The sequence below is a fragment of the Acinetobacter sp. UBA2581 genome, from assembly GCF_002339435.1.
Taxonomy (GTDB): Bacteria; Pseudomonadota; Gammaproteobacteria; order Pseudomonadales; family Moraxellaceae; genus Acinetobacter; species Acinetobacter variabilis.
Genome location: NZ_DDLD01000114.1, coordinates 1 through 23435, shown reverse-complemented (window position 1 = coordinate 23435; position 23435 = coordinate 1). Strand labels below are relative to the sequence as shown.

Below are 23435 nucleotides of genomic sequence, written 5' to 3'. Positions count from 1 at the left end.
TCCCTCAATGCGTAAGTCCTAAATATGTTTATCTGGTCTATGCCAAAACGCCCATGGGGTTTAGTCTAGACGGTGTCGTCAGGCTTGCAGCTGCAATCAGTGCAGGAAAACTAAAAGTCCTGAAGATGCCTAAAATAGGTAAAGACGCTGCTGATTTTGGCCTATGTTTTATTGCTGGACAGCTTTCTACCCAATATAAAAGCTCTGAAGTTTGCTTCGAGATTATGTCGAATGACTTTTCTATGGAATATGTGGCGGACTTACTTAAAATTGCCAAATTTCAGGCTAAAGTTATTTCAGCTAAACCATTAGTCAATCCAAATATTGCTCAGCAAATAAAAGCAGAAATAGACATTCAAAAACTGATTTTTCAATACTGCTCCAATTTAGTAAGAAGTAACTTTTCTAAGCCTGCAAAAGTAGAAAGTTTAATCAACTCGCTTAAAGCCAATTTAAAAGTGGAAGAAAAATGTGCTCAGCTTTTAGTGGATGAGTTAATCAGAATAAAAATTATTAAAAATCAGTCTAGTAAGCTTCAATATCAGACTGCAGCAATTGAAAAATTTTATAAACAGCATTTAGCTACCGTCGAAACCGTCGAAACCGTCGAAACCGTCGAAACCGTCGAAACCGTCGAAACCGTCGAAACCGTCGAAACCGTCGAAACTCAAGATGAAGTGACTGAAAGAAAATTAAGTCATTTACGTCTGCGCCTGATGCCTTATCTCAATGTTGTTGCAGAACGTCGGCCTAAATTTATTGCCAGTTTCGAGGTGTTACTAGAGCGATGCGTGCCTAAGGAAGAGGTCCGAGAATCATTCAATTTACTCATCAAACATCAGCTAATACAGTTAAATAAACGGGAAATTATTTATAGTCCGCAGCTGCTGGGAAATTAAATTTATCCAGCGGTGCTTGCCTTTTATAGCGGGCTTATGCAAATCTAATATAAGAACATAAAGGTTGAACTATGGAAAATACCGGAATCTGGGTGGCAGTTGTCATCATCGTTTTCGTACTGGGGTCTATTTTTGGTCTGCGTGTGAGTCCTAGAGAAAAGGCATTAGGACTCATGCGTGATAAAGCCCGCAAGATGGGCTTACATCCACGTCTGGTGGTTGCACCTGACTGGACTAATATTCCCAAGGTGACTGAAAGTCGTGCCAGTATGGTGGCCTATTATAGTGTGCTGCTTCCAGATGCCCGTTTACCGCTGATGCGTGCCCGCGTGGTTGATAACAAACTTGAACTGGTGCATGGGGATGACAAATTTAAAGATTTTCCCATTGCATTAAAGGGCATTTATGCTATTGATATGCAGGCAAACTGTGTAGGACTCTATTGGGATGAAGAATCTGATCTTAGAGCCACACAACTTGATGACATCAAGGCACTATTACATTCTTTGGCTGAACTTTAATTTTAGAAATAAACAGGATTAAACGGTTAATATGGCGAACGCTCCTCGGTCCACATCAAAAAGCAGCACGGCGAAGTCTTCCGACGCTGGAAGTAAACGTGCCTTGGTGATTGTGGAGTCGCCTGCAAAAGCGAAAACAATCAACAAGTATCTCGGTTCAAACTACATCGTAAAATCTTCGGTGGGTCATGTGCGTGACTTACCGACGGGCGGCTCTGCGAAAACTGCAGAGAAAAAACCGGTGACCCGAACCAAGCTGACTGAAGCAGAAAAAGCAGAAAAATCACAGCAGGCGTTGATTAACCGGATGGGTGTCGATCCAGAACATGACTGGAAAGCCAAATATGAAGTCCTTCCGGGCAAGGAAGGCGTAGTCGCTGAACTAAAAAAACTGGCATCGCAAGTCGATGAAGTGTATCTCGCAACGGATTTGGACCGTGAAGGGGAAGCGATTGCCTGGCACTTAAAAGAAGTGATCGGCGGCGATGATTCACGCTACCAGCGTGTAGTCTTTAACGAAATTACCAAAAATGCCATTCAGGAAGCGTTTAAGCAACCATCTCGTCTAGATACCAATAAGGTCAATGCCCAGCAGGCGCGCCGTTTCTTAGACCGTGTCGTCGGCTTCATGATTTCACCACTGCTCTGGGAAAAAATTGCCCGTGGTCTGTCTGCGGGACGTGTACAGTCTGTCGCTGTAAAGCTGGTCGTGGAACGCGAACGTGAAATTCGTAAGTTCATTCCGGAAGAATACTGGCAAGTATTTGCTGATACCAAAGCGAAAAAAGATGACATTCGCCTGGAAGCAGTGAAGCAAAATGGCAAGACCTTAAAGCTGCACAATAAAGCTGAAACTGATGCTTTGTTGAACCTGATCAAAGATGCCGAATACAAGGTGATGAGCCGTGAGGATAAACCAACCAAGGTCAATCCAAGCGCGCCGTATATCACTTCAACGCTACAGCAGGCAGCCAGCACACGTTTAGGCTTCTCGGTGAAGAAAACCATGATGCTGGCGCAGCGCCTGTATGAAGCTGGTTTCATTACCTATATGCGTACTGACTCCACCTTCCTGAGTGATGATGCAGTCAATATGGTGCGCGGTCATATCGAGTCTGAATACGGCGAGAAATATCTGCCAGCCAAGCCGAACCGTTATGGTAATAAAGCCGGTGCGCAGGAAGCTCACGAAGCCATTCGTCCATCTAATGTCGCGCTGAAAGGCGATAGTCTTGCTGGAGTGGAACGTGATGCACAGCGTCTGTATGACCTGATCTGGCGTCAGTTTGTGGCCTGTCAGATGACACCTGCTGAATATTTATCTTCTACGATTTTAGTCGATGCCAATGGTGTCGAGCTGAAAGCCAAAGGTCGTACCTTAGTATTTGATGGTTTCACCAAAGTTCGTGGTCAGAACAAATCTGATGATGATGTATTGTTACCGGCAGTGAAAGTCGGTGAAGTGCTGAAGCTGGAAAAACTAGATCCATCTCAACATTTTACCAAGCCACCGGCACGTTTTACTGAAGCATCTTTAGTCAAAGAGCTTGAGAAAAAAGGTATTGGTCGCCCTTCGACTTATGCTGCCATTATCTCGACCATTCAGGATCGTGGTTACGTAAAACTGGAGAACCGTCGTCTCTTTGCCGAGAAGATGGGTGAGATCGTTACTGACCGTCTAGATGAAAGTTTCAATAATCTGATGAACTACGACTTTACTGCAGACCTTGAAGGTCAGCTGGATAAAGTGGCAGATGGTGAGCGCAACTGGAAAGATCTGTTAGACAGCTTCTATGGTGATTTCAAGAAACGTCTAACCAATGCTCAGGGTGAAAACGGCATGCGCCGCAATCAGCCTGTAGAAGTTGAAGCAGTCCATTGTAAAGAATGTGACCGTCCGATGCAGATCCGTACCGGCACAACAGGTGTCTTCCTGGGCTGTTCAGGTTATAACCTGCCACCGAAAGAACGTTGTAAAGGTACATTGAACCTGACTCCGGTTGAATCTCTGGCAGCACTGTCTGATGATGATGCCGCTGAAACCGCTGATCTGATGTCGAAGAAACGTTGTCCAGTCTGTGGCACTGCAATGGACAGCTATGTGATTGATGGCGGCCGTAAACTGCATATTTGTGGTAATAACCCGGACTGTACAGGTTATGAGCTGGAAGAAGGCGAATTCAAGATTAAGGGTTATGATGGCCCAACCATTCCATGTGACAAATGTGATGGTGAAATGCAGCTGAAAACTGGCCGTTTTGGTCCATATTTTGCCTGCACCAGCTGTGAAAATACCCGTAAAGTCTTAAAGAATGGTCAGCCTGCACCTCCGCGCGTTGATCCGATCAAGATGGAACACCTGCGTTCAACCAAGCATGACGATTTCTTTGTTCTGCGGGATGGTGCCGCAGGTCTGTTCCTGGCTGCGAGCAAGTTTCCGAAAGTCCGTGAAACTCGCGCACCGAAAGTGGCAGAACTGCGTACTGTGGCGGATCAGCTGGATCCAAAATATCAGTTTATTCTGCAGGCGCCAGATGTGGATCCTGAAGGGAATCCAACTCTAGTGAAATTTAGCCGTAAGAACCAGTCTCAATATATTGGATCAGAAACCCCGGAAGGCAAGCAAACCAAATGGTCGCTGGTTTATCAGGATGGCAAATGGGTTGAAGCCTAAGCTATAAGACATCAAGAAAATGCTGACGAAAGTCGGCATTTTTTTATGACTAAGTATTTTTGATCAACACAGTTCTAGGATATTCTAGGCGTTAAATAATAAAAGATTAAAATAGGAATCATCCATGATTTGGCTAGATAAATTCCTGTTCTTAAGTATCGGATTAGGATCTATCCTGTATTTCATGCTTGGAAAGATTAATGAAATGGGTATTCCTATGGATCGGGGAATGATGATTATTCTGGTGATTATTATGTCGCTGGTTACTTTGAGCTGTGTTTTATATCTGCGCTCTGAAGATCAAAAAACGAAACAAAAATAACTTTTAAATAAACTATATATTGGCATGTTCATATGTGGAAAAAAATCCGAATCCTGATTTTATTGATGATTTTATTTGTGGTGGCAGTAAATGCTTATCGAGATCAGAATCAGGACTGGAACAAACCAATCTTTGTTCTGTTGCATCCGATCAATGCAGATGGATTGGCGACTACACAGCAATATATCCAGCAATTGTCTGCTCAGGATCTAAAAGGGACACAAGAATATCTGGAAAAAGCGGCCCAGCAGTACCGTGGACAGCCCACTTATTTTTATTTTAATCTGGGACATGAACTCAAAGAATTGCCACCTAAAGTGCCGGAGCAGGCCTCCTTACTTGGCACCATTTTATGGAGTCTGAAATTCCGTTTCTATGCCTGGCAACAGCAGCAAGGTTCAGATCCTTCCTCGAACGTTACTCTCTTTTTAAATTATTATGATCCTGCACACACCCAGCAATTAAAACATTCAACGGCTCTGCAAAAAGGCCGGATTGGTTCAGTCAATCTATTTGCTTCAAGCAGACAGTCTGACCAGAATAAGATTGTGCTGGTGCATGAATTACTGCATACCTTTGGCGCTTCAGATAAATATGATCTCACTACAGGCCAGCCGATATACCCCGTCGGTTATGCTAATCCCAATCAGCAGCCTTTATTTCCCCAAACCAAAGCTGAGCTAATGGCAGGGCACATTCCAGTATCGCAAAGCACCAGTAAAATGCCAGAATCTTTAAATCAGACTCTGATTAATGAAATCACGGCGATTGAACTTGGCTGGAAAAAATAATTAACGAAGTGCTGAATAAACCGGCATAAGTTACCATTTTTATAGATAAACTCAGTCAATTTCTAACAAATTTCTCCATGATTTAAGAGCATAATCAAAGTCATAGCCAATTACTTGAGAAGAATATGAAGACTGTTGGAAATGATCTGGTTCGGCATCAATTGCATGAAAACCGTAAATGGTATTTAGGCCTGGGTGCCTTATTAGTGTTATTTGGAATTGTACTGTTAGCGTCGCTGCCTTTTGCCACCTTATCTGTAGTATTCCTGTTTGGGGTCCTGATGATGATAGGTGGGGTAGTTCATCTGATTGCCGGGATTAAAATCTTCGATGGGACATTTCGCTGGCTCTGGCTGCTATTCGGTATCATCTATTTTATTGCGGGATATTATGCTTTTAGCACGCCAGCGAAAACTGCGATTGTACTGACCAATCTGCTTGCGATTGCTTTGATTGTGGCGGGAATAATTCGCGTCTTGAATGCTTTTATCTTTAAAGCATTTCGCGGCTGGGGCTGGACTTTATTTTCCGGGATTTTAACTTTAGCTACAGGTATCCTGATTCTATTGTCACCGAATGCACCGTTCTGGGTTCTAGGTGCTTTTCTGGCAATCGATATTTTGTTCCAAGGGATTAACTATCTGACTTTAGCTTCCTATATCAAGCATCGTGTTCCAAAAAGCTCCGCAGATATTTAAGTAAGACCAGTATAAAAAAGAGTGCAATGAGCGCTCTTTTTTTATTGGCATGTTCAGCTTTGCCTGTAAGATGGGTATGCATTTCAAATTAGTATAAAACCTATAACGCGGCCGATCATATTCATGAAAATCTTTGTTCTAGCTCCCGATTCATTTAAGGAAAGTATGACTGCCGAACAGGCCTGTCAGGCGATGCAGCGTGGTATTTTGCAGGTCTTTCCTGATGCAAATTGTATTACTTTACCAATGGCAGATGGTGGTGAAGGAACTGTAGATGCATTAATTTTAAGCCTAAAAGGTGAACGAGTAACGTGCCAAGTCACTGGACCATTAGCCAGTCAGTCGATCGAAACTTACTTTGGCTTGGTTGATGCTGGTCAGACCGCAGTGATTGAAATGGCGAAAGCCAATGGCATTCATCTGCTCGAAGCTGCTCGACGTAATCCCATGTTGACCTCGACTTATGGCACAGGGGAAATGATCAAACAGGCGCTGGAGCTTGGCGTAAAGAAAATCATTATCGGGCTCGGTGGTAGTGTGACCAATGACGGTGGTGCTGGAATGGCTCAGGCTTTAGGAGCCCGATTCTTAAATACTGCGGGAGAATCAATTCAGGTCTGTGGTGGTAATCTGGATCAGATTGATCAAATTGATTTTTCCCAACTCGATACTCGTTTAAACAATACAGAAATCCTGATTGCTTCAGATGTGAATAATCCATTGTGTGGACCGAATGGTGCTTCAGTGATCTTTGGGCCGCAGAAAGGTGCAACATCGGAAATGGTACAGCAGCTGGATCGAAATCTAAGACATTTTGCTGATCTGGTTGAAACAAGCTTAGATATTTCTTTTAAAAACTTTCCCGGCGCAGGGGCAGCCGGTGGGTTAGGTTTTGGGTTGATGGCGTTTGCAGGAGCAAAGCTGCAATCCGGCGTAACGTTAATTACGGAACAAAATAGACTAGCGGAAAAAATTGCAGATGCAGATTATGTTCTTACTGGCGAGGGCAAGATCGATCATCAGACCGCTTTAGGAAAAACCCCATTTGGTGTGGCTCAGGTCGCCCAGCAATTGAATAAACCGGTAATTGCGTTTGCAGGTTTGGTCGGTGAAGGGATTGAGTCACTGTATCAGACTGGATTTAGCCAGATTATCGGAATTAATCCACCAGATTGTTTATTGGAAGAAGCCTTAAAGAATGCAGAAATTAATCTGGAAAAAGCAGTTGTTCAAACTGTTCAAAATATTCAGGAACAGGGTGTTTGAGTAAGATGGTCATTGCCGCAAAAGCTTGATAAAAAGACAAATATAAATGCCTAAGCAGATTTTACTTTTCAAGGATGAGAATCCTCAAAATATATTTTGAGTTCGCAAGGTGACAAAAATCCTTTGCTAGGTTGAGGGTATATCCCTATACCCCAATCCAGAAGACGGCATTCATGCCGTCAACCCTATAGCGAATTAAGAATAAAAGTTCGGTCTGTTTCAGAGCAGCTCAAAGCTATAATAAGAGTGATCTGTTAAACTACACCTATCCACAGAATGATGAGTGAAAATGAGTTTAGCCACCCTGATTGATGAATTAAATCCCCAACAAAAACAAGCTGCGACGACTGATGCCAAGCACAGTCTGGTTTTGGCTGGGGCGGGCTGTGGCAAGACCAAAACTATCGTGGCGCGTGCAACTTATCTGATTGATCAGGGTGTACCAGCGAATCAGATTCAGATTCTGACCTTTACTCGTCGTGCGGCGAGTGAAATCGTGGCACGGGTGGAACTGGCACTCGATGAACAGGCCAAAGGCTTACGTGCATCGACGTTTCATACCTTCTGTATGTATCTGCTGCGCCGAATTCCAAAGGCTTTTGGTCTGGAACAGTTTTCAATTATTGACCGTGATGATCAGCTGATGATGTTCCGCCTGATCCGTGGTCGGGATGACAAGAAAAATCCGGATTACCTGCCAAAGCCACAGGAACTCTGTGATTTATATTCCTTTGCGCGAAATACCCGGCAAAAACTGAGTCTGTCTTTGGAAAAGCAGATGCCGGAATATCTGGCACTCAAAGACCAGATTGCCGACATTATGAAGGAATATGAAGCGCGTAAGCGTGCGCGTAGCTTTCTGGATTATGACGATATCCTCGCTGTGGTGGCGACTGCTTTGGCACAGTCTGAAGGTCTGGTGGACTATGTGGCTTCGATCTGTCGACATATGCTGGTGGATGAAATGCAAGATACCAATCCACTGCAATGGGCATTGCTGGAACCTCTCAAAGAACATATTAGCCTATTCTGTGTTGGGGATGATGCGCAGTCGATTTATGGTTTCCGCGGTGCCGATTTTGAAAATATTCACCATTTCAAAGAGCGTGTGCCGGATGCAAAAATTTTTAAACTAGAAAAGAATTACCGATCAACCCAGGAAATTCTGGACCTGTCTAATTGGTTACTGGATCAGTCCGAAATCAAATATGACAAACGTCTGGATGCGCATCGTGGTGAAGGCATTAAGCCGAAGATGCACATTTTCCCGAATGAATTTGATGAAGCCAAATGGATCGCGATTGATATAAAAGAGCGCCATTATCTGCAAGGCAGCAAATGGTCCGATCATATGGTGCTGGTACGTTCCAGTTATGCAGCGCGACATATTGAAGCAGCTTGTATCGCGGCCAATGTTCCGTATCGATTCATTGGCGGGATGAAACTGTTAGAAACTGCACATGTAAAAGATCTGCTCAGCCTGTTGCGTGTGGTGGCGAACCCGCTGGACGATATTGCCTGGATGCGCTTTTTGACATTATGGAATGGTATCGGTGATGTCGGTGCAAGCAAACTGTCACAGCAGCTTTTAGCTGAGCCAGAGATGGAAAAGATTGCCGACAAGCTGGAAAAATTTGGCAAGATCCCGCTAGAAACCATTCTGATCATGAAGCAAATGGCGGTACTCAAAACCGAAGTACAGGCCTGTGTTGGTCTGGCAGTACAGGCGATTGAAGCACAACTGGCCGAGAACTATAAAAAGGACTGGAATCGCCGTCAGGGTGATTTTGAATTGGTTAAACAGCTAGCTTCTAAACATGCTCAAGTGAGTGAATTTCTGGAAGAATATGTGCTCGATCCGGTCTCTATTTCTGAAATTGAACGCCAGTCGGATACGGATGTAGTGACCCTCATTACCATTCACTCGGCCAAGGGTACGGAACAGAAAGTTTGTTATGTGGCCAATGTCACGCCGGGACAATATCCGCATGCACGTGCGCAAGGAGATTTCGATGATGTCGAGGAAGAGCGTCGTGTGCTGTATGTAGCGTTGACTCGTGCACAGAATGAGCTAATTCTGACCAAGCAAAACCTCAATCACTGGGCGCGTGAAACGGTAGATGAGCAGGGACGTAAAATTGAAAGCTATTTTCTTAATAATCTGAACCGTAATTTATGTGTTACAGAAACTCATTACAAAACCCGTCAACAGACTGTGAAAAGTGCTTTAATGGAGCGCCAGTCGATTAATTTAGATTTTGGGATTGATCTCGATTAAACTATCCTTTCTGGGTTTGACGCAAAAAGTAGAGTAGGCACGTGCTTTTTGATTATTTTTGCCTATCTTCCTAAGGTTATCCGATGAAAATTTTAGTTCGTAACTTGGCACGCACTGTAACAGAAGCTGAATTGCTGACCCTGTTTCAGCAATACGGTACTGTTGAATCTTGTGCGCTAGTCATGGATGCAGAAACAGGCAAGTCTAAAGGTTTTGCTTTCGTAGAAATGCCGCATGGCCGTGAAGCTGTTAAAGCAATTAAAGGTTTAAATACACTGCGCTTGCATGGTCAGGGGATTCGTGTGAAGCAAGCTGAAGAAAAGCCACAGGCTTAATAATACCTTATAAAAAAGAGCATGTGTGATGCTCTTTTTTTTGCCCTTAAAAAGGTTTGGATTTTTACTGAAGAGTCAATATCAGCAGTCTGAAGTATCAAGATCATGCAGAATAGATCGACAGCGTAGACAATCTTGCATTGCGTAATGCGAGCGTACGTTTTACTTTATAAGAGCCAAAATTTGTTTTAATGCTTAGGAAATCTCGATGACACGAGTTGCTCGCTATCATGCGGACCGTACCAATCAAAAACTTTATTTCACCCGTCTGGCCTGTCAGCAGGCTGAACAGACTGATCATGTGCAGCAGGCACAAGCTCATCGTGAAGCTGCCGTATTTCATCTGCATGGGGCACTGTTGGCCTTTTTACAGGAACTGGTACGCTATTACCGTCTGAATGACCTGAGCCCGACGCTGAAATCAATTGAAGAGCTCATGGCGACTAAGGGTCAGGTATCACCTGAAGTGACCGTATTACAGCATTTATCCAAAGATGGTTTTCTGGCTGAGCTGAAACGTGCTTACCGTCTCTGCCAATATGCGCCCGAGCCAAGTTCGCCACAACCTGAAGACGAAACTTCTTCAAATCTCATCATTAAAGTCACACAGACACCACAAGCCTGGTTACCTGATACTGCTATATTACGAGAATGGCATCGTGACCTGACGCAGCTTATTGATGGTTTTCGTAATGAGATGGTTGAATTTTAATCTGATCAGCTGTACTTGAAATTGCGATTATTAACCCTATATCAATTACTCTAATGATGCAAAGTGCAATCGCTCTTTGCCACCATGTTGAACATGGAGGATATATGTCTATAGAACAGTTGAAAGATTTATTTGGTAATCAAGACGCGATTTTGGAACTCGTTCAACTTGAAGGTGGCGCGTTGGCATTACGAAATGCGGGCTCAAAAAAACAGCCATTAGTCATGATTCAGTTTAATGACGAGGTGAAAGCCCTGTTGGGTGATCAAACGCCTGTGATTGCACAACACATGATTCAAGCCGCTTTATATGGTTTGCTGGAACAGCAGGTCAATGAATGGCAAGCTGAAGTTGTGGATGAAGAGCCAAAATATATGAGCTAAATTGCCTACCCTGGCGAGCAGGAAAGCACACTTGAAGTGTGCTTTTTCTGTTTTTATGAAATAAAAAAATAGAGAATAAGAGAAAAATTAAGTCGGTTAAATTAGAGAAGCAATTTAAAATTTTATAGTTTAGCGATCTGATAAATTTCAGTCCAATCAATAAAAAAAGAAGTTGCCAATTTTGACAACTTCTTTAAAAAATCAGCCTGAATAATGCGTAGGTGGATGGTTATGCGCAATCTCGATCTGGTTCAAAATATGATTGCTCATATTTCTCGCCATCTCCTCTTTGGCATAGTACACCTCGCCAATATTGTCACGGCGAATCACTTCAGCTTCTTCCTTGCTTTCCGCACATAGCAGAATCTGAATAGCAGGATTTAGGGTATTGGCAATATCCACGATTTTGTGGATATCAATAATATCCATTGGTGAGATCACCAGTAGACGTGCATGCTGAATATGAGCTTGAATCAGCACACCAGGTTCAGTTGCGACACCAGAAACTGCTGCAATGCCTTTTTTACGCAAGTTCTCTACGATCTCACGATTTTCTTCGGCAATAACTACCTTAATATTTTGTTCCATTAAGGATAGGGTAATCCGACGACCGACTTCACCATGCCCGACAATCACCACCTGATCGCGCAGATAGTCCTGCGAGACTTCATCCGGTAGCATGGCAAGCGGATCACCACTACGCTCCAATAAACGCGCGAGAGACGAACGTTCGCGAATCCATTTTTGTACTGGTTCTACTGCTGAGAAAATAAACGAGTTCAGGGTAATCGAAATCAGGGCACCCGCCAGAATCAGGTTTTGTCCATCGAGTGATAATAGATTTAGCGATACACCAAGTGCGGCCAGAATAAAAGAGAATTCACCAATTTGTGCCAGAGATGCACCGACGGTGAGTGCCGTATTGATTGGGTAGCGGAAGAACAGCACCAGTGCCATCGCTGCGATGGTTTTACCGATCATAATAATACCGAGCACCGCCAATACATGAAGCGGCTGATCCATCAGAATACGCGGATCAAACAGCATACCAACCGAAACAAAGAACAGAATCGAGAAGATTTCACGCAACGGTAAGGTTTCTTCCTCAGCACGGTGGCTGAAGTCAGACTCTTTGACCACCATCCCGGCAAAGAACGCACCGAGTGCCATGGATACGCCAAAGACCTTATAAGCCCCAAAGGCAATCGATACGGCTGCAGCTACGACGGTTAAGGTAAACAGCTCACGTGAGCCTAAACGTGCGACTACTTGCATGATCATTGGTACCAGACGCTTACCAATAATGAGCATGAAGGCAATGAAACCGGCTACTTTGAGTAGGGTAATGCCTAAGGTGATCCAGACATTCTGATCGCTACTACTGCCTTCCAGGGCCTGACCACCGAGCAGTACTGCAGTTGCAGGTAATAATACCAGTGCCAGCACCATGACCAGATCTTCAACCAGCAACCAGCCCACCGCAATTTTTCCGTTAATGGATTCGAGCAGGCCACGATCCCCTAGGGCTTTGAGAAGCACGACGGTACTGGCACAGGACAGGCTTAAGCCAAAGATCAGGGCAGAGCCAAAATTCCAGCCCCAGAGCATGGAGACCCCGACTCCGAGCAGTGTTGCGACTGCAATCTGTAAGACCGCACCTGGCAAAGCAATACGCCTGACCTGCATTAGGTCATTGAGAGAAAAGTGCATCCCGACACCAAACATCAGGAACATGACGCCAAGTTCGGCTAGCTGGTTCGCCAGATGTACATCACCGACGACGCCTGGGGTGTTCGGGCTAATCAGAATCCCGGCAACCAGATAACCAATCAGGGGGGGAAGGCGTAGACGTGCAGCGATATAGCCAAAAACCAGGGCCAAGCCAAAACCGACAGCTAACAGGATAATGAGCTCTACGTCATGTGGCACTAAACACTCCTTTAAAATAAATTTTATGAAATTTCAGTTTTTTATGGGAAATAAGCACAGAAAATGCCAGAAGGAACAGAAAGTTTATCAAGCCGCATAAAAAAAATGCAAAAAAAAACGACCGGGAAGGTCGCTTTTTTCAAAAAACTAAAATTATTTGATTTTAGCTTCTTTGAAGATTACGTGTTGACGGATTTTTGGATCAAATTTTTTGATTTCCATTTTTTCCGGCATAGTACGTTTGTTCTTAGTAGTGGTATAGAAATAACCTGTACCAGCTGAAGAAACTAAGCGAATCTTATCACGCATTGTCCTGACTCCTTACTTAGATCTTTTGACCTTGAGCACGAAGGTCAGCAACAACCTTTTCAATGCCCAATTTGTCGATAATACGCATACCTTTAGTGGTTAAACGAAGACGTACAAAACGTTTTTCGCTTTCTAACCAGAAACGGTGGTGGTGCAGGTTCGGCTCGAACCGGCGCTTAGTTTTGTTGTTGGCGTGTGAGACGTTGTTACCAACGACTGGACGCTTGCCGGTAACTTGGCAAACCTTAGACATGGTGTAACTCCATTGATTTAGCCAACAGCAAATCTGTATGGCCAGTCAAAAATAAACGGATTGAATTCATTCAAGGGGCGTTTTATATCAAAAATGCGCTTAAAAGACAAGCGATTTTATCTAAAACGAAGCATGAGCCCGTGTGATAGCTCATGCCTTGATCATTTATCGAAGAAGTGTCTTCGAAATCAGCTTATGGATCGGCTTATTAAACGGAGGCAGAATGTATTTCAAGCTATACAGCTTAGGATTCGACATTACTGACCGTTCATGCGACAAACTGAAGAAGCCTTCTGGCCCATGATATTTACCCATACCGGAAGCACCGACACCACCAAATGGCAGATCGTCCTGTGCGACATGGGTTAATACAGTATTTTGCCCGAAATGCCCTGAATGGGTACGCTGTGCGACATAATCAGCACGCGCCTGATCAAAGTCGAAATAGTATAATGCAAGTGGACGCGGACGGCTATTAATAAAGTCGATGACGTCGTCAATTTGATCATATTCCATGATCGGCAGGAGCGGCCCAAAGATTTCATGCTGCATGATCTGCATGCTTGGCATGACATTGGTTACAAGAGTCGGTGCAATTTTACGCAGGTCTGCTGGCGATTCATTACGCGGATTGATTTCAATAATCTGCGCACCTTGCTCACGGGCATCATCCAGATAACCTTGCAAGCGGTTGTACTGTTTGTCATTGATAATCGAGGTGTAATCCTGATTATGGCTGATGTCCGGATACATGCTTTCGACACAGGCTTTAAAATGATCGATAAACTCGGCAGTTTTGCCACGTGGCAGGAACATATAATCCGGCGCTACACAGGTCTGTCCGGCATTCCAGAGCTTGCCCACGGCAATACGCTGAGCCACATCACGCAGGTCAATCGATGGATGCACCAGTACAGGGGACTTGCCACCCAGTTCCAAAATTACTGGTACCAGATTTTCAGCAGCCGCTGCCATCACGGTTTTACCGACAGCTGTTGAACCGGTAAAGATCATCTTGTCAAAAACCAGTCGGCAGAAGGCATCAGATACCGTACCGCCACCATTCACCACGGCAACCAGTTCTTTAGGAAAAGCTTCAGCTAAGGCTTTTTCCAATACCTTGCCAAAAGCAGCCGATGAACTAGAAATTTTGATCATGGCATGGTTACCCGCAGCCAACGCACAGATCAGAGGGCCGATGGATAATAATAAAGGGTAGTTCCACGGCGCGATGATGCCGATCACGCCTAGAGGCTGATACTGTACCCAGGCTTTTGCCGGCTGGTGAATAATACCGACATGACGCTTGGACGGTTTCATCCAGCCGGTCAGGTTTTTGCTGTAATATTTAATATGTTCAAGACAAGTCAGTAACTCACCAATTTTGGTTTCCCCGACAGAGCGGTTACCATAGTCCTGATTAATTGCATCGGCAAATTGATCTTGATACTTAACTAAGATACGCTTAAGCCGAGCTAAACGATCGATACGTTCCTTTGCAGTCGGCAGTGGGTAGCGTAAGTAGGCGTGTTTTTGTTGAGCCAGAATTTCATTGAGGTGCTGGCTATCAAGAAAATGTGGTGTCATTGAAGTTGTTTTTGTGTGACTGTTCATGCCGCACTACCATTATTCAAAATCGATTAATTAATTTTTAGAGCAAATACTCTAATTAGTCAAGTTACTTTGTGTGTTAGCCTTGCTAATGCATGAACTGAATGGTTATTTTAGGATGTCCCAAACCAAAACGTTAAAAACCAAAGAGCGTATCTTACAGCTCAGCTTGCAGTTGTTTAATGAACGTGGCGAACGATCTGTAACCACCAATCATATTGCTGCTGAACTCGGCATGAGTCCAGGTAATCTGTATTACCATTTCCGTAATAAAAATGAAATTATCAAGGAACTGATGGAGCAGTATCAGCATCAGACGCTGGAAATGCTAGCACTTCCGGAAGATCGTGCTCTGGATGCCAATGATAAGATTCATTATTTTCAGGTACTGAGCAGTCAGCTTTGGGCTTATCGTTTTCTGCACCGTGATGTATACCATCTGGTCGAAAATAACGAAGATTTCCGCAAGCTTTATCCGCGTTTTGCTGGACAGGTCATGCAGCAGGGACAAAAAATTTATAAAGCCTTCGTAAATGCCGGCTTGATGGAAATGACCGATTCAGAAATTGAAGCGCTGATCATTAACCTATGGATTGTACTGACCAACTGGACCAACTTCCTGTATATGTCGGGGCATATTACCGATTCCAACACTCTGGAAGAAAAATGGGTCTGGCAAGCACTGCGTCAGATGGTGTTTCTGGAAGGTGCTTACCTGCGTGGTGAAAGCCGTCAAACGTATGAGAGCCTGCTCAATTCGTTTGGTTCTTCAGAGCTATTTGCCAGTCTATCGTCGCCTAAACCGCCTGAATCTGAACAAACTATTCAGAATATCTAAGAAACGCGTTAGAATACTCGGCTTATTTTTTTAATTTAACTAATTAGTGACCTTAACCAACATGAATATGACGACTGCTAATACCGCACGTTTATTGATTACTTGTGAAGACAAGCCGGGCATCGTGCAGGCTGTTTCAAGCTTCTTGTATCATCAGGGTGCCAACATTACGGCGCTTGATCAATACGCGACAGCAGCGCAGGGCGGACGTTACTTCATGCGTGTTGAGTTTGAACTGGACAATCTGCAAAGCCGTAAAGAAAGCCTGTTGCAGACTTTTGCTGCCAATGTTGCAGAGCGTTATGGCATGCACTGGCGTCTGGCACTGGTTAGTGATGTGAAAAAGGTCGGTATTCTGGTCTCTAAAGTCGACCATGCGTTGCTTGAACTGCTATGGCGTCATGCACGCGGCGGTCTGCCATGTGAAATCACTAAAGTAGTATCTAACCACGAGACTCTACGTGAATCAGTCGAAAACTTCGGTATTCCGTTTGAAGTGGTTCCGGTGACCAAAGAGAACAAACGTGAAGCTTATGCACAGATCGATGAACTGATGCAGGGCAACGATCTGCTGGTATTAGCCCGTTATATGCAGATTCTTGATGAAGAGTTCGTAAGTAAATGGGAAATGAAAGTGATCAATATTCACCATTCATTCCTGCCAGCGTTCGTGGGTGCCAATCCTTACAAACAAGCGTATGACAAAGGTGTAAAACTGATCGGTGCAACTGCACACTATGTGACAGCTGATCTGGATCAGGGTCCAATCATCGAGCAGGATGTAGAGCGTGTGAACCATGACTTTACTGTGGAACAGCTGCGTGAACTGGGTCAGGACGTTGAACGTAATGTACTGGCACGTGCAGTGAGATGGCATCTGGAAGACCGTGTCATTGTCGACGGCAATAAAACTGTCGTGTTCCAATAAGCACTTGCATCTCTGTTTAAAAAAGGCATACTTTAAGTATGTCTTTTTTGTTTGAAACAAAAATAATGGAGAAAAGTGGGATTAGTAGTTGCAAATGAAAACACTTCTCATTTATTATTGGCGTACTTTAATTGTGCTAACCGATGAGCTTGATAGTTTGTTTCGTATCATCTCTTCGAGGTAAATAGATTTAATGAGTCAAGTTGCTGCTCCCATGACACCACCACCGTCAAATCAGATGAAAAAGAAAGTCGTTTCTATTCTGGCGGCGGTTCTGGTTGGACACGTGGGTCTTTTATGGGCAGTCAGCCAGATGAAAGCACCTGAACTGAAACCAGTCGATAAAGAGCCTCTAAAAGTCCGTTTCGTCAAACTTCAGGAAGCACCAAAACCTTTACTACCGAAGCCAAAGCCGCCAGAGCCTAAACAAGAGCCAACAAAGCCGAAAGAAGTTAAAATTGTAGAAAAACCGCTGCCACCGCCACCCAAAAAAGTAGAAAAAATTGAGCAGGTGAAGAAAGCAGAAACGCCTAAACCTGTTACTGCACCGCCAGTTGAAGCCAAACCGGCACCAAGCCCAGTGGTTCCTGCGGTCGTGACTGAAACTAAAAAAGTAGCACCTGCACCTGTGCCGGTTGCGCCACCAGCACCTGTCGCACCGCCGGCTCCACCTGCTCCGCCAGCACCAAAAAGTGTTGCAATTGGCGGCGGCGTATCGTGGCAGCGTGCACCAAAAGTGTCGCTCTCGGCAGGAGAGTTAAAATCAGCCTGTTCATTGATGGTGGATGTATCTGCAAATGAGCAGGGGAAAGTGGTCTCTGCGACCGCACGAAATTCGAGTTGTAGTCCGGCCGTTACGCGCAAAGTTGAATCAGCGGTACGTCGTGCACAACTGACCAAATATATTGAAAATGGTGTGGCTTATCCAACCCGAGTGGAACAGCCTTTCGATTTTCAGATTACCAAATAACGGCTAACCCATTAGGAGTTCGAATATGAACTTTTCAGTTTATTGGCAACATGCTGATGCAGTCAGTAAGACACTGTATTTCGTGTTATTGGCAATGTCGATTGCGACATGGACCATTTTTGTGCTGCGTTTAATGGGCACTCGCCAACTTAAACAGATTGCCTATGCTCAATTATCTAAAGCATTAGGACAATTGAAAAATAAAATGACTCCTTTGGCATTTGAACAACGTAAAGCTGTAGCTGAGCAGGCTTTATTGCGTCAGATCGCATTAGAAAAAGGCAATGCAGAAAAAGGTGTATCCGTCCTAGGTACCATCGCTTCAATTTCACCCTTTGTCGGTCTATTCGGTACAGTATGGGGGATCTTTCACGCACTGGTTGCCGTGGGTAAGAGTGGTCAGGCAGGTCTGGCACAAGTAGCGACTCCAGTGGGTGAAGCGCTAATCATGACCGGTCTGGGTCTGGCTGTGGCAATTCCTGCAGTACTTGCATATAACATCTGTGTACGTGTTAACCGTACTTTAAGCAATGAATTGCAAGACCATGCGCATAGCTTATTGATTGATACCATGTTGCAACAGGATTCTTCTGCAAAGAAGGCTGATGCAAAAGTAGCACAAGACAGTTTAGTTGGAGGTCAAGCTTAATGGCTTTTCAATTGGGTGAAGACAACGATACAGGCATGAATGAGATGAACCTCATTCCTTTGATCGACATCATGTTGGTATTGATGATCATCTTTCTGGTGACAGCGACCGTTGCGAACCCATCAATTCCATTAACTTTGCCGCAAACCACTGCAGAAATTATTGACCTACCACCTGAAAATGTCACCATTAGCATCAATGCCAAAGGTGATGTAGCGTGGAATGGCGATGTACTGACCCTGGATCAACTTGAAACCCGTTTCAATGAGGCGAGCCAGGCACAGCGTCAACCGACCATCGTATTGAAAGCAGATAAAGAATCACGTTATGACACTGTTGCTCAAGTGATGTCACGCGCGAGTGGAGCCGGACTCAGCGATATTGCCTTTGCAACCGATAATTAATTTTTTGCTCTCAAATAAAAAAGCGACTGATCTCAGTCGCTTTTTTATTGCCTTAATTTAATAGGGCATATGATCAAGCAGAATCCAGTCTAATGAGTTTTAAGCAGCGTCATAAACTTGTGTTGTAATTTATTCAGCTTGGGCGGAATCGCAAAATTACAGTAACCCTGATTCGGATTCTTGGCAAAGAAATTCTGATGATATTCTTCGGCAGGATAGAAAGTCGGTGCAGGGCTAAGTTCAGTCACAATATTCAGCCCTTCAGCTTTTAATGAATCTATTGTGAGCTGTGCAGTTTCTTTTTGCTCATCATTAAAATAATAAATCACAGAACGATATTGCGTGCCGACATCATTGCCCTGACGGTTTAATGTCGTTGGATCATGGGTTGCGAAAAAAACTTCGAGCAACTGACTATACGTAATCTGATTTTCATCAAAATCGATCAGGATCACTTCGGCATGATTGGTATCACCGCCACAGACTTGCTCATAGGTCGGATTAGGATTTTGTCCGCCCGCATAGCCACTGACGACCTTCTGTACGCCCTGAAGCTGTAAAAATACTGCTTCGGTACACCAAAAACATCCACCACCAAATAGTGCTTGTTGCATGGTTAAGTCCTCATCATTGTAGAGTGCTGATTATTGAATGTTCATATGAGTATGAAAGATATAAAGCCTGCACGACACAGGCTTTTTGTAGTCAAAACTTAGCGAGGCTGTACTGCACTTTCTAACTGAATGAGTAAATTGCCATGACGGTCCATTAATTTCAGGGTTTTACCGTAGACCTGATAATGGGTCACTTTGCTCAGTGCCTCCTTAAATTTTTGATCCAGACCGTCATTATCCAGACAAGCCATTTCGGTACTCGCCATCTGGCTTAAGTTGAGAGTATCTTTACCGGCAGTGTAGCTGCCCATGATACGGTTACAGCCATCTGCGCCAGACACGCGTTGAGTCACTGCATCGAATTGCAGACTTGGAATATTGCGTGCTGTCGGTGCTGTAGTAATTTCGGTATTACCAATCTGGTTCACAATCCAGGTACGATTTTGCAGGAGCTGTAAATTATTTTCAGTTTTGACTGATGAGGTACTAGGTACAGTTTCACAACCCGACATTGCAAAGACTGAACCTAAAATCATGATTGCTGTTAATTTTTTTAGCATGAGAGAGACTCTAATTCTGAGTTAGCTATTTGTATATAAACAAAAAAATTAAATATATGCCAGTTGATTTTGTATCTTTCTTTAAGTTAGATAACTTGGAAAATTATCTGGAATTCGACTCAGGTAGGCCTTGACGCAGGCGTTGTGAATACTCCTGACTGGAGATCTGACCGGTATCTCTAACTCGTGGATTAACATGTGCACGCTGATACCAGGTTTGTATATCCCAGCGTTGATCTAGCGCTTTTAAATCATATAAATAATCAGGTAAATACCCAGAAGCCAGCAAGCGGTAATCTGAAGGAAGCTGTTGTTGAGATACTGCCTGAGCCATATCAAAGACCAGAGTCGTGCAGTTACTGCTCAGGGTGTTATACCATTTAGGCTCTTTGGCCAGTTCATCAGCTTTACGCAGATATTCTTTAAATAGGGCTTGAGCTTCTGCTTGTGGCATTTTTAACGGAAAAAAATAGACCTGCTCGCCACGAATATTGCTACGCGTATATACAATGTCTTTTTCATCTGAGGCGACCAGACTTAGTTCATATTTTCGGAAGAAGCCGCCAATGGCAGAAAATTTCTCATTCTTTTCTTTGCGAATTTCGATCGAGAAGGCGAGTGGTTTCTGATTGGCAAAATCAAAACTGACCAGCGTATGGGCAATTTTAGGCCCCATCCAGTAAGAGGTAATGATGTTTACTCCGGTAATGTCGTTCAGGTCAAAACTCCGGCTTTCCCAGCGTTCGGTATATTGCCCCTCTGCTTGCCAGTCAAAATTACGGATATTGTGCAAGGTGACTTGATTGCCTTGCTGCTCATAGGAGAGCAGTCGGGAAACTTCAGGATTCCAGTCACGATCCTGACGAGGCTCCATGCTTAAATAAGCCAGTAAGCTGAACAGAAAGGCCAGCAAATAAAGCACTGTATCCACCTGTCGGGAAATCAGATGCTTGGTGAAATAAATGCCCAAGACCACACAGGCAAACACAAGCCAGAGACCAACCAGAATGATGCTGCCAATTTTGCCCAAGGGTTGTTGTACCCAGAGCATCAGGCTCAGCCAAAGGCTTGAACACAGGACAAATACACTAAACAGACTCCCTAATAACCACAGGCTCCAATGCTTTTCTGAATTGTCTTGTCCTTGCATGTTCGATCTTTTATAGAAAATAGGCTTTATTTTCTGTATGTTGCGAACTCAAATGCAATACCGGTTTTGTCATCGATATGTTGTTCTGACGCAACTTTTTTGAACTCGGCCGGAATTTCCGGATAGTAGGCATGACCCTGTACATCCAGTTCAACATGGGTCAGTTCCAGACGATCAGCGATCTCCAGAGTCTGTTTAAAGATTTCACCGCCGCCAATGATAAAAATAGCATTCGGTTTTTCTGAAGCCTGCACATCGGCCACGGCTTGAGTCAAGGCATCTTCAATCGTATGCGCGACTTTGACGCCTTCAAAGGACCAGTCAGGATCGCGGGTAATCACCCAGTTCACACGTTTAGGCAGCGCACGGCCCATCGACTCAAGCGTTTTACGGCCCATGACAATTACGCCGCCTTGAGTGATTTCCTTAAAGTGCTTGAGATCTGTTGAGATATGCCAAGGCAGGTCATTGTCCTTACCAATACAGCGCTGCTGATCCATTGCCACGACATGAACGACTTCTAAATCCTGAAATGCCATACCCATACTCAAAAACAGATAAAAATTATTGCTATTAAAATGCAAAATCCCACTTTAAGCAAAGTGGGATTTGAATATTTTCCGGGGTTTAACAGGAATTAAACTGCAACTGGCGCTTTAATTCCTGGATGTGATTCATAACCCACAATTTCAATATCTTCAAATTTGAAATCAAACAGGTCTTTAACTTCAGGATTCAGTTTTAACTGGCATAGGCCTAAAGGCTCACGACTCAATTGAAGTTTGGCCTGTTCAAAATGATTGGCATATAGATGCGTATCACCACCCGTCCAGACAAAATCGCCTACATCCAGATCACACACCTGCGCAATCATATGAGTCAGCAGGGCATAGCTGGCAATATTAAACGGAACGCCAAGGAAAACGTCAGCACTACGTTGATAAAGCTGGCAAGACAATTTGCCATTATGTACAAAGAACTGGAACAGGGTATGGCAAGGCGGTAAAGCCACCTGACTCGCTTCATTCGGATTCCAGCCAGACACAATCAGACGGCGTGAATTTGGATTGGTCTTGATCTCATTGATCAGCCATTTGATCTGGTCAAAACCATCCTGATTGTAGCTGCCATCTGAATTTTGAGTGGCACCAAAATTACGCCATTGATGGCCATAGACTGGACCAAGTTCACCTTCTGGACGACCAAAGCGTGAGGTCTGTTCCGCAGTGGCCCATTCATCCCAGATGGTCACTTTATTATCCTGAAGATACTTTACATGGGTATCGCCTTTCAGGAACCACAGCAGTTCAATCACGATCGAACGGAAATGAACTTTTTTAGTGGTAAGTAAAGGGAAGCCCTTGGAAAGATCAAAGCGCATCTGATGACCAAATACCGAGCGTGTACCTGTGCCGGTACGGTCGCCTTTATCGCCGCCGTTGTCGAGGATATGTTGTAAAAGGTCAAGGTATTGGCGCATAGGTCTCTCTTAAAATCTGTTGCAAATTGCTTTTCTTTGAATTGGGCAATTTAAAATTGCGCTCATCATAACATTTTTTTGAGCACTTCCGCATAGCAGTGAAAATGATTAAACATGAGAGAAAAGGGTATAAAAAAGCACCCATGATGGATGCTTTTTTATCATCTTTTTTTAAGCTGTTGGCTTACCGGTGTGTACCGTATGGATCAGATCGGACAGGTCATAACCCAGAGATTCAGCATAGGCCAGATAATCCTGTTTGGTTGCTTCATCTAGTGTCGGCTTACGATGCAGGAGCCATAGATATTTCATGTTTGGCTCACCAACCAAGGCGGTCTCATAGTTGTCATCCAGTTTGAGAATCCAGTAATCCCCTTTGGTAAAAGGTACCCAGCGCAAACCTTCAGGCAAGAAACTGACTTCCAGTTTGCCATGTTCCGCATCAACAATAGTGGCTTCCCCAATAGATTCATCCAGTTTGCCCGCACCATCTAGACAACGGTTCTGGACGCGGACTGTGCCATTTTCATTCAGGCTGTAGGCTGCGGAAATATCAGTACTGTCTTCAGGTTGGTGTTTCATAGGCAGACGGGCAATTTCGTACCAGATCCCTAAATATTGTTCTAAATTGAAATTTGAAATAGTCTTTACATCATGACTCATATTTTTCTTCCTCATCATCTCAATTTAAATTTACTAAATCAGCCTAATACGAGAGTTGTTAGCCGGAATGATGTAATCCTGTAGTGAAATGTTGACTTTATTATCGTGAGTAAAATTACAGATTTAGTCAGAAAGGCGCTCAAATATTGATTTAGAAATAGTCTGAGCAGAACTGCTAATTAGGGCGTGTCCTCATTT

25 protein-coding genes and 1 pseudogene are annotated in these 23435 nt (G+C 44.0%); 16 read left to right on the top strand and 10 right to left on the bottom strand.

The window, feature by feature from the left end; translation table 11 throughout:
• The 11 genes and pseudogenes from B3Q46_RS14550 to B3Q46_RS14500 form a co-directional block, all read left to right on the top strand.
• Positions 1–899 (top strand): annotated as a pseudogene (locus tag B3Q46_RS14550) (hypothetical protein); the annotation flags it as partial.
• 71 nt (positions 900–970) lie between these two features.
• Positions 971–1420: an ammonium transporter gene (locus tag B3Q46_RS14545; protein WP_005232313.1), complete on the top strand. Its 450-nt coding sequence runs from the start codon at positions 971–973 to the stop codon at positions 1418–1420.
• Positions 1421–1451: 31 nt separating this feature from the next.
• Positions 1452–4094: a type I DNA topoisomerase gene (gene topA, locus B3Q46_RS14540; protein ID WP_104426635.1), complete on the top strand. Its 2643-nt coding sequence runs from the start codon at positions 1452–1454 to the stop codon at positions 4092–4094.
• 124 nt (positions 4095–4218) lie between these two features.
• Complete coding sequence (locus tag B3Q46_RS14535; protein WP_005232309.1) at positions 4219–4416, top strand: hypothetical protein; 198 nt, start codon at positions 4219–4221, stop codon at positions 4414–4416.
• 32 nt (positions 4417–4448) lie between these two features.
• Entirely contained in the window at positions 4449–5207 is a 759-nt protein-coding gene (locus B3Q46_RS14530; protein WP_005232308.1) for a hypothetical protein, read from the top strand.
• Between the two features lie 125 nt (positions 5208–5332).
• Positions 5333–5905, top strand: a complete 573-nt coding sequence (locus B3Q46_RS14525; RefSeq protein ID WP_005232306.1) for an HdeD family acid-resistance protein — start codon at positions 5333–5335, stop codon at positions 5903–5905.
• Between the two features lie 123 nt (positions 5906–6028).
• Entirely contained in the window at positions 6029–7171 is a 1143-nt protein-coding gene (locus B3Q46_RS14520) for a glycerate kinase (RefSeq protein WP_005232304.1), read from the top strand.
• Positions 7172–7460: 289 nt separating this feature from the next.
• The gene (locus B3Q46_RS14515) at positions 7461–9449 is read left to right on the top strand and encodes an ATP-dependent helicase (protein WP_125279251.1); all 1989 of its coding nucleotides are present in this window, start codon (positions 7461–7463) and stop codon (positions 9447–9449) included.
• 83 nt (positions 9450–9532) lie between these two features.
• Positions 9533–9784, top strand: a complete 252-nt coding sequence (locus tag B3Q46_RS14510; RefSeq protein WP_005232301.1) for an RNA recognition motif domain-containing protein — start codon at positions 9533–9535, stop codon at positions 9782–9784.
• Between the two features lie 208 nt (positions 9785–9992).
• Positions 9993–10496 carry a DUF6586 family protein gene (locus B3Q46_RS14505; protein ID WP_005232300.1) on the top strand — a complete coding sequence of 168 codons (504 nt, stop codon included), beginning with the start codon at positions 9993–9995 and terminating at the stop codon, positions 10494–10496.
• A 104-nt stretch (positions 10497–10600) separates the two neighbouring features.
• The gene (locus B3Q46_RS14500) at positions 10601–10879 is read left to right on the top strand and encodes a hypothetical protein (protein ID WP_004781893.1); all 279 of its coding nucleotides are present in this window, start codon (positions 10601–10603) and stop codon (positions 10877–10879) included.
• 201 nt (positions 10880–11080) lie between these two features.
• Here the strand turns inward: B3Q46_RS14500 and B3Q46_RS14495 are convergent, their stop codons facing one another.
• The 4 genes from B3Q46_RS14495 to B3Q46_RS14480 all read right to left on the bottom strand — a co-directional run bounded on the left by B3Q46_RS14495 (position 11081) and on the right by B3Q46_RS14480 (position 14984).
• On the bottom strand, positions 11081–12808 hold the full coding sequence (locus B3Q46_RS14495; RefSeq protein WP_104426633.1) for a cation:proton antiporter: 1728 nt from the start codon (positions 12806–12808) through the stop codon (positions 11081–11083).
• A gap of 153 nt (positions 12809–12961) precedes the next feature.
• The gene (gene rpmG, locus B3Q46_RS14490) at positions 12962–13117 is read right to left on the bottom strand and encodes a 50S ribosomal protein L33 (RefSeq protein ID WP_001205031.1); all 156 of its coding nucleotides are present in this window, start codon (positions 13115–13117) and stop codon (positions 12962–12964) included.
• A 16-nt stretch (positions 13118–13133) separates the two neighbouring features.
• The gene (gene rpmB / locus B3Q46_RS14485; RefSeq protein WP_000048256.1) at positions 13134–13370 is read right to left on the bottom strand and encodes a 50S ribosomal protein L28; all 237 of its coding nucleotides are present in this window, start codon (positions 13368–13370) and stop codon (positions 13134–13136) included.
• 165 nt (positions 13371–13535) lie between these two features.
• Positions 13536–14984 carry a coniferyl aldehyde dehydrogenase gene (locus B3Q46_RS14480; RefSeq protein WP_005232298.1) on the bottom strand — a complete coding sequence of 483 codons (1449 nt, stop codon included), beginning with the start codon at positions 14982–14984 and terminating at the stop codon, positions 13536–13538.
• Positions 14985–15099: 115 nt separating this feature from the next.
• Between B3Q46_RS14480 and B3Q46_RS14475 the strand changes: the two genes are divergently transcribed.
• The 5 genes from B3Q46_RS14475 to B3Q46_RS14455 all read left to right on the top strand — a co-directional run bounded on the left by B3Q46_RS14475 (position 15100) and on the right by B3Q46_RS14455 (position 18770).
• Entirely contained in the window at positions 15100–15819 is a 720-nt protein-coding gene (locus B3Q46_RS14475; RefSeq protein ID WP_034580311.1) for a TetR/AcrR family transcriptional regulator, read from the top strand.
• A gap of 61 nt (positions 15820–15880) precedes the next feature.
• Positions 15881–16747, top strand: a complete 867-nt coding sequence (gene purU / locus B3Q46_RS14470) for a formyltetrahydrofolate deformylase (protein WP_005232297.1) — start codon at positions 15881–15883, stop codon at positions 16745–16747.
• A 193-nt stretch (positions 16748–16940) separates the two neighbouring features.
• Positions 16941–17717, top strand: a complete 777-nt coding sequence (locus B3Q46_RS14465) for a hypothetical protein (protein WP_005232296.1) — start codon at positions 16941–16943, stop codon at positions 17715–17717.
• Between the two features lie 25 nt (positions 17718–17742).
• On the top strand, positions 17743–18366 hold the full coding sequence (locus tag B3Q46_RS14460) for a MotA/TolQ/ExbB proton channel family protein (RefSeq protein WP_004781903.1): 624 nt from the start codon (positions 17743–17745) through the stop codon (positions 18364–18366).
• A complete protein-coding gene (locus B3Q46_RS14455) occupies positions 18366–18770 on the top strand; it encodes an ExbD/TolR family protein (RefSeq protein ID WP_004781905.1) in 405 nt (134 codons plus the stop codon). Before B3Q46_RS14460 ends, B3Q46_RS14455 begins: the two co-directional genes overlap by 1 nt.
• An 89-nt stretch (positions 18771–18859) precedes the next feature.
• Here the strand turns inward: B3Q46_RS14455 and msrA are convergent, their stop codons facing one another.
• From msrA to B3Q46_RS14425, 6 genes are all read right to left on the bottom strand, one after another.
• Positions 18860–19384: a peptide-methionine (S)-S-oxide reductase MsrA gene (gene msrA, locus B3Q46_RS14450; RefSeq protein ID WP_004781907.1), complete on the bottom strand. Its 525-nt coding sequence runs from the start codon at positions 19382–19384 to the stop codon at positions 18860–18862.
• 98 nt (positions 19385–19482) lie between these two features.
• On the bottom strand, positions 19483–19944 hold the full coding sequence (locus B3Q46_RS14445) for an META domain-containing protein (protein WP_005232292.1): 462 nt from the start codon (positions 19942–19944) through the stop codon (positions 19483–19485).
• Positions 19945–20047: 103 nt separating this feature from the next.
• A complete protein-coding gene (locus B3Q46_RS14440; protein ID WP_104426631.1) occupies positions 20048–21094 on the bottom strand; it encodes a DUF4105 domain-containing protein in 1047 nt (348 codons plus the stop codon).
• 26 nt (positions 21095–21120) lie between these two features.
• Positions 21121–21633: a trimethoprim-resistant dihydrofolate reductase DfrA40 gene (dfrA40, locus tag B3Q46_RS14435; protein WP_004781911.1), complete on the bottom strand. Its 513-nt coding sequence runs from the start codon at positions 21631–21633 to the stop codon at positions 21121–21123.
• Between the two features lie 98 nt (positions 21634–21731).
• Positions 21732–22574, bottom strand: coding sequence for a thymidylate synthase (gene thyA / locus B3Q46_RS14430; RefSeq protein ID WP_104426630.1), 843 nt, complete (start codon positions 22572–22574; stop codon positions 21732–21734).
• Between the two features lie 171 nt (positions 22575–22745).
• Positions 22746–23237 carry a lipocalin family protein gene (locus B3Q46_RS14425; protein WP_004781957.1) on the bottom strand — a complete coding sequence of 164 codons (492 nt, stop codon included), beginning with the start codon at positions 23235–23237 and terminating at the stop codon, positions 22746–22748.
• Positions 23238–23435 lie beyond the last annotated feature (198 nt).